The organism is Stenotrophomonas sp. MMGLT7 (genome assembly GCF_021168555.1).
GTDB lineage: Bacteria > Pseudomonadota > Gammaproteobacteria > Xanthomonadales > Xanthomonadaceae > MMGLT7.
Genome location: NZ_JAJOZS010000029.1, coordinates 1 through 10,096 on the forward strand (window position 1 = coordinate 1; position 10,096 = coordinate 10,096).

Annotated in this window: 5 protein-coding genes and 1 pseudogene; 4 read left to right on the forward strand and 2 right to left on the reverse strand. The window is 68.4% G+C overall.

What is annotated here, in order from left to right; all coding sequences use genetic code 11:
* A partial coding sequence (locus LRX76_RS18480; protein ID WP_231807103.1) for a hypothetical protein occupies nucleotides 1-826 on the reverse strand: 826 nt, incomplete at its 3' end.
* A 194-nt stretch (nucleotides 827-1,020) separates the two neighbouring features.
* Here LRX76_RS18480 and LRX76_RS18485 point away from each other — a divergent pair.
* A complete protein-coding gene (locus LRX76_RS18485) occupies nucleotides 1,021-3,789 on the forward strand; it encodes a pitrilysin family protein (RefSeq protein WP_231807107.1) in 2,769 nt (922 codons plus the stop codon).
* A 122-nt stretch (nucleotides 3,790-3,911) separates the two neighbouring features.
* Here the strand turns inward: LRX76_RS18485 and LRX76_RS18490 are convergent, their stop codons facing one another.
* Complete coding sequence (locus LRX76_RS18490) at nucleotides 3,912-5,291, reverse strand: HAMP domain-containing sensor histidine kinase (RefSeq protein WP_231807104.1); 1,380 nt, start codon at nucleotides 5,289-5,291, stop codon at nucleotides 3,912-3,914.
* A 539-nt stretch (nucleotides 5,292-5,830) separates the two neighbouring features.
* Between LRX76_RS18490 and LRX76_RS18495 the strand changes: the two genes are divergently transcribed.
* The 3 genes and pseudogenes from LRX76_RS18495 to LRX76_RS18505 form a co-directional block, all read left to right on the forward strand.
* Complete coding sequence (locus LRX76_RS18495; protein WP_231807105.1) at nucleotides 5,831-8,830, forward strand: TonB-dependent receptor; 3,000 nt, start codon at nucleotides 5,831-5,833, stop codon at nucleotides 8,828-8,830.
* 132 nt (nucleotides 8,831-8,962) lie between these two features.
* Nucleotides 8,963-9,625 carry a response regulator transcription factor gene (locus tag LRX76_RS18500; RefSeq protein ID WP_231807106.1) on the forward strand — a complete coding sequence of 221 codons (663 nt, stop codon included), beginning with the start codon at nucleotides 8,963-8,965 and terminating at the stop codon, nucleotides 9,623-9,625.
* Nucleotides 9,626-9,885: 260 nt separating this feature from the next.
* A pseudogene (locus LRX76_RS18505) lies at nucleotides 9,886-10,096 on the forward strand (AAA family ATPase); the annotation flags it as partial.

The following is a 10,096-nucleotide window of genomic DNA, read 5'->3' on the forward strand; positions in this document are numbered from 1 at the left end:
CGCCGCTGCCTGGCTGCGCCGCGACACCGGCGGCGGTCCGCGCCGCATCGCGCGCGACCCCGGCCGCACCTGCCTGCGCCGCGGCCGCGGCACCGGACGCAGCCGTCTCGCGCGGGCCGGCTGCCGAGGCGGCGGCGATGGCGGCGCGCTGCCCGGCGGACGGTGGCCGCTCGGCATCGGCATCGGTCGCCTGCGACCCCGCCTGCGCCGAGCCGGGGAGCGGCGCTGCGGGCGACGTGGCGCCGGCCACCGTGGCCGCAGCCGCTCCCACCGATGGAACATGCCCGCGCTGCAACAACAACGCGGCCACCAGCAGCAATGCCGCCGCCAGCGGGAACAGCCACAGCCGCCGCTCCAGCCGCGGCACCGGCACCGGTGGCGGCTCGATCGCGGCGGCCAGCGCCCGCTCGATCCACGGCAATGCGTCCTGCACGGCCGCGTCGCGGAACGGATCGCGGTTGCGCTCGTGCACGAACTGATCGGCAGCGCTGATGCGATCCCTGGCGCCGACGTGGCCGTCGACCAGCGCCAGCGCCGCGCGGCGGTCGTCACGCCGGCGGGACAGCAGCACGCCCTGCACGATCGCCGCCACCAGCACCGGCAACAGCAGGCAGCCCGCCAGCATCCAGCGGGCATCGACGACGGCGAAGCCTGCCGCCAGCAACGCCAGCAGCGGCACGACCACGGTGGAGGCCAGCGCCCAGGCCCTGGCCCGCCGCCATGCCGAACGACGCGCGCGCCGCGACAGCACGCGCTGGCCGGCACGCGCCAGGGCGTCCAGTCGCCGCTCGATCCGCTCGTCGAACCCTGCAGGGGCCTCAGCCATCGTCCACGACTACATCAATCAGACAGGCGAGCATTTCACCTCAGCACACTTGCGCGAACCTTACCCCTGCCGCCGGCCGGCGCAGGCAGGCGGCCGGCCCGCGGCTGCACGCGCGGCCGGCATGCAAGGCTGATGCAAGGTTGCCATGCGTCAATCCTCGCGGCCCGATCGCCAGGAGCAAGCCGTTGAACCGTGTGCAGAAGTCCGTTCTTTCCCTGTTGCTGGTCGGCGTCGCCCACGCCGCGCCGATGCCTGCGGCGGCGGCCGCGCCGGAGCGTCCCGCCGGCCGGATCGACATCGATCACCATGTATTCACCCTGCCCAACGGCCTGACCACCATCGTCCATAGCGACCACAGCCTACCAACCGTCTTCGTCGGCGTGTGGTACCGCGTCGGCTCCAAGGACGAACCCGAAGGCAAGACCGGCTTCGCCCACCTGTTCGAGCACCTGATGTTCCAGGAGACGGTGAACCGCAGGAGCGAGTACTTCCTGCCGCTGGACAAGGCCGGCGCCTCGGACATGAACGGCACCACCGACGTGGACCGCACCAAGTACTACCAGACCGTGCCGAGCAACGCGCTGGACCTGGCGCTGTGGATGGAATCGGACCGCATGGGCTACCTCGGCAGCAGTATCACCCAGCAGGAGCTGGACGAACAGCGCGCCGTGGTGAAGAACGAGAAGCGCCAGGACGAGCTGAACGGCGGCGACAAGGCGCTGGAGTTCTACCGGCAGAACTTCTATCCCAAGGGCCACCCCTACGCGCACTCGACCATCGGCTCGATGGAGGACCTGGACCGGGCCTCGCTGGACGACGTCAAGCAATGGTTCGAGGACTACTACGGCGCCTCCAACGCAGTGCTGGTGCTGTCCGGCGACGTCGATGTGGAAACCGCACGGCAGAAGGTCGCGCACTACTTCGCCGACGTTCCGGCCGGCAAGCCGGCGGCGCGGCTGGAGCAGTGGGTACCCGATTTCCCGCAGGTCAAGCGCGACGTGATCTACGGCGACGGCCCGGTCGCCAACCTGCGCCGCAACTGGCCGCTGTCCAACGACGATCCCAGGGAGATCACCCTGCTGCAACTGGCCGCCGGCACCCTGGCCGGCTCGAGCAACACCGTGCTGTACGAACTGCTGGTGGAGCGGCTGAAGCTGGCCACCCAGGTCTCGGCCAGCGTCTCCAAGAACCACCTGACCAGCACCTTCGGCATCTCCGCCACGCTCAGGCCCGGCGTGCCCCCTGAGCGGGTCGGCAAGCTGATCGACCAGACCCTGCGCGAGTACTTCGCCAAGGGGCCGCAGGACAGCCAGCGCCTGCAGGCCATCGCCCTGGGCACCGACAACGCGCTGCTGCGCTCGCTGGAAAGCAACGCCGCGATCGGCTCGATGCTGGCCGAGGGCCAGCTGTACGCCAACGACCCGCTGTTCTTCACCCGGCAGCGGCAATGGGTGCGCGAGGCCACCGCGGAGGACCTGCGCGCCGTCGCCCGCAAGTGGCTGGACAAGCCGTACTACGAGTCGCTGCTGCTGCCGTCGCCGAAGACCAGCGACGCGCGCGGCACGGTCGACCGCAGCCGCATCCCCGATCCGGGCGAGTTCAACGGCCAGGTCAAGTTCCCGGCCATCAGCGAGACGGTTCTGGCCAACGGCATGAGGCTGGTGGTGGCCGAACGCCACACCCTGCCGCTGGTCAACGCCAGCGTGCAGTTCGACACCGGCAGCGACGTCGACCGCGCCTACGCCCCCGGCATCGCCGAACAGGCCTTCCGGCTGCTGACGCTGGGTACCCGCAAGTACGACAGCAACGCGCTGATGCGCGAGATCGACCGCGTCGGCTTCTACTTCAACACCGCCGTCGGCGAGCGCCAGAGCGGCTTCAACTGGAGCAGCGCCAGCGATCGCCTGGACGACAGCTTCGCGCTGGCGTCGGAACTGCTGCGCCATCCGCTCTACCCGCAGCAGGAGATCGACCGGCGCAACGAGGATGCCGATGTCGAGGCGTACTACGACGCCTACGAGCGCAACCCGATCGATGCCGCCGGTGCGGTGTTCGCCCGCGCGCTCTGGGGCGCGGACCATCCCAACGGCCGCATCCCGACCCGCGAGCAGGGCCGCCGCGAGCATGCCCTGCAGTCCTCGCGCGAGACCATCGCCCGCTTCCACGACACCGAGCTGGGGCCGAACAACGCCACCCTCTACGTGCTCGGCGACGTCACCCTGGAGCAGGCGCGGGCCCTGGCCGAGCGCCACTTCGGCGACTGGCGCGCGGCGACCCCGACCGCGCTGCCGGACGACAGCCGGCCGGCACCGCGCGGCACCGGCTCCCGGGTGATCCTGATCGACGCCCCCGGCGCAGCGCAGAGCAGCATCATCGCCGGACATCTGGTGGCGCCGTTCGACAAGGACACCGCCGCGATCGAGTCGCTGATGAACGCCGCACTGGGCACCAGCTTCCACAGCCGCCTGAACATGAACCTGCGCGAGGACAAGGGCTGGACCTATGGCTTCAGCGCCGGGGTATCCAACACCCCGGAGGGACCGCGGGTCTTCGCCGCCAGCGGCACGCTGCAGTCCGACAGGACCGCGCGGGGCATGCTCGAGATCAGGAAGGAGATCGCCGACTACGTCGGCACGCGCCCGCCGACCGAGGCCGAACTCGAACGCGACCGCACATCGGCCATCCGCGCCATCCCTTCCGGCTTCGCCAGCGGCGGTGCGTTCCTGGCATCGATGATCAGCTCGCGCTCCTACGGCCTGCCGTATACCCGCGCCGAAGGGGCGATGCAGCGATTGTCCGAGGTCGACCTGGAGCAGGTCAGGCAGGCCGCACGCGCCACCTACAAGCCCGACGACCTGACCTGGGTGGTGGCCGGCGACCTGAAGGCGATCGAGCAGGACATCCGTGCGCTCGGCCTCGGCCCGGTCGAGGTCTGGGACGTCTACGGCAACCGGGTGCGCTGAAGCCCCGGGGCCACGCCGCTGCGCGGGACGTGCCCGCGCGCTCGTAGAGCCGAGCAAGCTCGGCTGGGGCGTTCCCGGTGGAGCCTCGGCCGAGCAAGCTCGGCTCCACGCAAACGCGGCGCTCAGTCCACGTGTTCGAAGTGCAGCGTGAACACCGCCCCGCCGCCGGCCGCGTTGTCGGCGCGGATCCCGGCCCCGTGCAGCACCGCCACCGCCTTGACGATCGCCAGCCCCAGCCCATGGCCGTTGCGGTTGGGCGGGAACTTCGCGAACGGTTCGAACAGCGTGGACAGGTTCTCCTCGGGAATGCCCGGGCCGAAGTCCCGCACCGACAGCCGCCCGTCGCCATCGAGCGCCAGGACCACGCGGCCGCCGTCGGGCGAGAACGAGATCGCGTTGTCGACCAGGTTGGCGATGGCCACCTCGATCAGGCCGGCATCGCCGACGATCCGCTGCGTCGGCACCGCGCTTTCCAGCTGCAGCGCGATGCCGCGCACCTCGGCCAGCAGTTCGCGCTCGGCGATCACCTTCCTGCAGGCGGCGACCAGGTCCACCAGCGTATCCAGCCTGCGGTCGCTGTTGATGCTCATCAGCTTGAGCAACTGGTTGGCCAGGCTGGTCAGGCGGCCCACGTCGCCGACCAGCTTGTCCTTGACCGGGCCGTCGCCGAGCATTTCCAGGCGGGTGCGCAGCACCGTCAGCGGCGTGCGCATCTCGTGCGCGGCGGTGGACAGGAAGAAATCGCGCCGCTTCTGCGCCTCGTCCACCTTCGAGATCATCTCGTTCACCGCCTTCACCAGCGGCACCACCTCGCTCGGCAAGCCCTTCTCCGGCAGCTTCCGCTCCAGGTTCTTCGGGTCGAATGACTTGGTCACCGCGGTGATGCGCCGGATCATCACCACGTTGATCATCACGATCAGGGTGAAGATAAGGAACATGCCAGCGCCGGCCAGCACCAGGCCGCGGCTGCCCGACCACACCCACTGCGGGTAGTAGCGCGCCAGGCTGGCGTCCAGGTCCAGCGGGTGCTGCAACCCCGAGTACTCGTAGTAGTTGAGCTGGCCGTTGCAGTCGATGTAGCTGACGGAACCCTGGCCGTCGTCGCCGTCCAGTGCGTTCCCGACCTGGGTGCACAGGTCCGGGTAGGCCGAGCGCCTGCGCAGGCGGGTGATCTCGTCGAGCTGCATCTTCCGGTAGTAGGAATCCGCGCCGCTGCCGAACTCGCGGTCGTCGATCCTGAGGTAGTAGCGGAACCGCGGGTTCCGCTCCCGCACCTGCCGCAGCAGCGGGCTCGCCTCGAGCGGGGCGACGTCGCCACCGCTGCGGCTGTCCTGGATGAACCGGCTCAGGGTCCGCACCACCTCGCTGCCGGTCAGCAGCAGCGGATCGCCGTCGGTGGCCGGCGTCGACTCCAGGATCGGGCGGACGCCGAGGTAGTACACCATCCCGCCGATGAAGATCACGGTCAGCAGGGTCATCTGCCCCAGCATCGATTTGTACATCCAACTGAGCGGCTTCTGTCTCACTGCGTCTCTCGCATGGTCCCGGCTGCTTCGCGAACGGAGGCGGATGCCGCGGCCGGCGACGGCGGCCGGCCTGCCGCCAGGGCACCGCGCCGCGATGGCGCCGCTTCCCCACCGCGCGCCTTCCCGGCTGCGACTCGCGACAAGATGCCTGTTTGCCGCGCCGCGGTCGAGAGGGGGCTGGCCGAGCAGTGGTCGCGCCACGCGCGCAAGGGCCACGGCAGCGGACGCGCCGCACGCCTGCACTTCCCGGTCGCGGCGAGGCCCGGCGTAAGGTCCATGCAAGGTTCATGACGTAACTATGAATCGCCGGCCGAGGCACGGGGAACAAGCTTTCGGACGGACAGCCCGGAGGGCCACTCCGGGCCATGCGGTCATGCCGTGGCATTGCGCTCAACCCAAGCCGCAATGGCACGCACAATGGCAAGCGGACGCGGGAGGCGTAGCTGCCGGAAGCACGTGGTGTTGCCAGTGAGTCACTACCCCCATCGAGCCCGGAAACACGAGGAGATCATCCTTTGAACACCCAGAAGTTCCCGCTGTCCCTGCTGGCCGTCGCATTGTACGGCGTCATGTCGTCCGCATGGAGCCAGGCGATCGATACGACCTCCCCGGCCCAGGACCAGGCCGGCGAGACGGCAACCGGCCAGGAAGGGAACGAGGAGGATCCTGCCCGGTTCGCCGACGTCTCGACCTCGCTGGACCGCGTCGAGGTCACCGGCAGCCGCCTGCAGCACGGCAACATCACCTCGCGCGTGGTCATCATCGACCAGGAGGAGATCAAGTCGCGCGGCGTCACCAGCGTGGAGGAACTGGTGCGCACGCTGCCGCAGAACCTGGCGACCATCGGCGACATCACCAACGATCGCAGCCGGGGGCCGCTGTCGAGCAGGGAGAAAGCCAGCGTCTCGGCCATCGGCACGCTCGGCGTCTCCGCCGCCAACCTCGGCGGCGTCGGCGCCGGCAAGACGCTGGTGCTGGTCAACGGCCGCCGCGTCGCCGGCGCCGCCGGCATCGAGGACGGCTTCGCCAACCTCAACGGAATCCCGTTGAGCGCGGTGGAGCGGGTCGAGATCAACCTGGACGGCGCCTCGGCGGTCTACGGCGCCGACGCCATGGGCGGCGTGATCAACTTCATCCTGAAGAAGAACCACGTCGGCAGCACGCTCAGCGTGCAGCAGGAACACTCCAGCAACGACGCCGACAGCCGCAAGATCAGCCTGTACTCGGGCTATGCCTGGAACAGCGGCAACGTCTCCATCACCCTGGACCACGGCAAGCGCAAGCCGGTCAACAACTGGAAGTCCGGCTATGTCACCGAAGACTACTCGGACTACTACGACGGAGATTCGTACTACGACAGGCGCAGCTTCGGCCGCGGCCTGCAGCCGGGCGTCATCGACCAGTCGTACGAGATCTACGACCCGGAGACCTACCGGTCCACCACCATCGCCCAGGGGCTGAGCGTCCCGGCTGGCTTCACCGGCGTGCCGACGATCGACGACTTCATCGTGCTCGGCCCCGAGGCCAAGCGCGACTTCGTTCCCAAGCTGGCCGGGCCGGAATCCGAATCCAACAGCGCCACGTTCAATTTCAGCCAGGACATCACCGACAGGCTGCGCTTCACCTTCAACGGCCTGTACAGCCGCTCGCGCAACCACCAGCAACAGACCTTCCAGAACGGCCTCACCCTGAATCTGGCTCCCGGCCAGTACTACAACCCGTTCCCGGCCTACTACTTCAACAGCTACACGCCCGGCACCACGGTCCACTACTACCCGGAGGCCGAGATCGACGCCGGCGTGCTGCAACCCGGCATCATCCGCAATACCTCCACCTCCTGGAACGCCAACGCGGCACTGAGCTACGAGTTCAACGCCGACACCCGGCTGGAGCTGGCATACACCACGTCGGCCTCGAAGACCAAGGGCTCGACGTGGAACTTCAACTCCATCGTGTCCCTGATCAGCGATCCCACCTCGCCCAACGGCGTGGCCTGCTACAGCCACGATCTCGCCTACAGCCGGCTCAGCGGCGAGGCGCTCGCACAGCGGCAGGCGCTGTTCGACATACAGTGCCGGGCCCTGACCAGCAGCGATCCGAACCTGGCGGTCAACCCGTGGAATTCGTCGGCCAACGGCAGCGGCTCGAGCATCACCGACTTCTTCTACCTGCAGCAGGAGGAGCAGCGCAATTCCCGGGTGGAAAGCTACGAACTGCGGCTCAACGGCAGCCTGTACGAACTGCCGGCCGGCAAGATCTACTACGCCGTCGGCGGCGAGTACTACGAGGACGGCGTCAGCAGCAACGAGGTCAAGAACTTCACCGGCGAGGCCGTCAGCCGCGACCGCCATGCCATGTTCGGCGAGATGACCATCCCGGTGTTCGGCAAGGACTACAGCCTGCCGGGCGTGAAGTCGCTGACCCTGAGCGCGGCCGCGCGGCGCGACACCTACAAGACCGAAGGCGCGATCGGCACCGTCGACGGCATCCCGATCGACATGGGCGGCGAGCTGGTGTACGGCAAGAACACCTTCGCCAGGACCACCCCCAGCTACGGCTTCCACTGGGAAATCAACGACGCGCTGGCCTTCAGGGCAAGGTGGTCGGAAGGATTCCAGGCCCCGCCCTACACCAACCTGTTCGACACGACCGGCACGGCGACCTACGACACCATCATCTTCAACGACCCGCTGTACGACTGCAATCCCAACTGCGACTTCCCGTGGAGCCCGAATGCCTACTACGCACCGCGCACCACGGCGCCGAATCCCGACCTGAGGCCGGAGACCTCCACCCAGCGCTCGTACAGCCTCTCCTGGCGCCCGCAGGGCGCCCTGCGCGGGCTGTCGCTGGATGCCAGCTACAGCCGCATCAAGGTCGACAACGAGTACGCCAACCTCAACGACCTGTACTCGCTGCTGCGGCAGGAGACGATCTACTCGCTCGAGCAGTTCTACCGGCGCGACGAGACCGGCAGGGTCGTCGGCATGCAGAACATGATCTTCAACATCCTCGGTTCGGAGTACGAATCGGTGACCTACGAGCTCGGCTACGCGTTCGATACCCGCTTCGGCGGCCTCGAGCCCCGGCTGACCTACCTGGACAACCTGAAGGCCGAGCGCCGGGCCTTCGCCGACAGCGATCCGGTATCCACGCTGGGACACCTGCAGGGCGTGGACGACTACAAGATCATCGGCTCGCTGCGCTGGTTCTACGGTTCCTTCAACGCCACGTTGTGGGCGTACTACACCCCGGAGTACATCAACGACTACGTGGTGAACATGTACGCCGGCGTCCTCGACCGCCCGGAATACGCCAAGACCGTCGACTCGTACCTGACCTGGGACCTGTCGCTGGCCTGGCAGATGCGCAACGACCTGCGCCTGAACTTCGTCGGCCGCAACATCTTCGACAGCGCGCCTCCGTTCGTGGTGGTCGAGACCCGGCCCTACGACACCGCCCGCTACAACGCCGCCGGGCGTACCCTGTCGCTGGAGTTGCAGTACGATTTCTGACGCGCGGGCACCGGCTCCCGGCGACGCCGATCGATGGCGTCGCCGGCGGCCGGCGGCGCCGCGACCGCGGACCCGGACCGGCAGCGGGCCCCGGGAGCCCGCGGCAGGCACAGAGGCCAGGTGATGCGGCTATTGCTGGTAGAAGACGATCAGGACATCGCCGAAACGCTGACCCATTTCCTGGCCAAGCAGGGCTTCGTGGTGGACCTGGCCCCTACCCTGGCCATCGCCCGGGCGGTGATCCTGGACAACGACTTCGACCTGGTGCTGCTGGACCGCCGCCTGCCCGACGGCGACGGCCTCTCGCTCATCGCCTTCGCCAGGAGCCACAACCGGCCGCAGCGGATCATCCTGCTGACCGCGCTCGCCGACGTCGACGCCAAGGTCGACGGGCTCGAATCCGGCGCGCACGACTACATCGCCAAGCCGTTCGAGCCGCGCGAGCTGCTGGCGCGCATCCGCAACGCGTTGCGCCACGGCATCGCCAGCAACCGCGAGGTCAAGCGCTTCGGGCCGCTGGCCTACGATGTGGAGAACCGGGCGTTCTGGGTCAACGACGAGCCGCTGGCGCTGCGCCGGACCGAGGCGCTGGTGCTGGCGGCGCTGATGGCGCGGCCCGGCGTGCTGGTGCCGCGCGAGTCGCTGGAGGCGCGCGTCTATGGCTACGACCGCCTGGTCAACTCCAACTCGCTGGAATCGCAGATCTCGCGGCTGCGCAAGAACCTGGCCGAGAAGACCGGCGCGATCAGGATCCACTCGGTCAGGGGCATGGGCTACAGCCTGATCGAGGAGTGAGAACCCGCCCAGGCCGCCCTGTAGGATCGACTGCAATGCCATGGACCGGCGACCGGTCCATGCATGGGAGCGAATGTAGGAGCGACTTCAGTCGCGACCGGGCTTTACCGGTGGAGCCTTTCGCGACTGAAGTCGCTCCTACAGATCGCTCCACAGGTCGCTTTTGCCGGGGGGCTCTACGCGCCGCAGGCGCAACCTTGGTGCAAGCCAGCGGCGCGACAATGCAGCGATCTCCATCCCCTTCCCGAAACTGGAACGACATGTCAGCAATACAGGACATCGATGCGGCGCGCCACGCCGCGGCCGAGTTCAAGCAGGTCTTCAACGCCATCGCCGCGGAAGTGGGCCGGATGATCGTGGGCCAGCGCGAGGTGGTGGACGGTGTGCTGACGGCGCTGCTGGCCGGCGGCCACGTGCTGCTGGAAGGCGTGCCGGGGCTGGGCAAGACCATGCTGGTGGGCTCCATCGCCC

Coding starts and splice junctions, on each gene's coding strand:
- LRX76_RS18490 (WP_231807104.1), bottom strand. CDS start 5,291: ATGTACAAATCGATGCTGGGGCAGATGACCCTGCTGACCGTGATCTTC.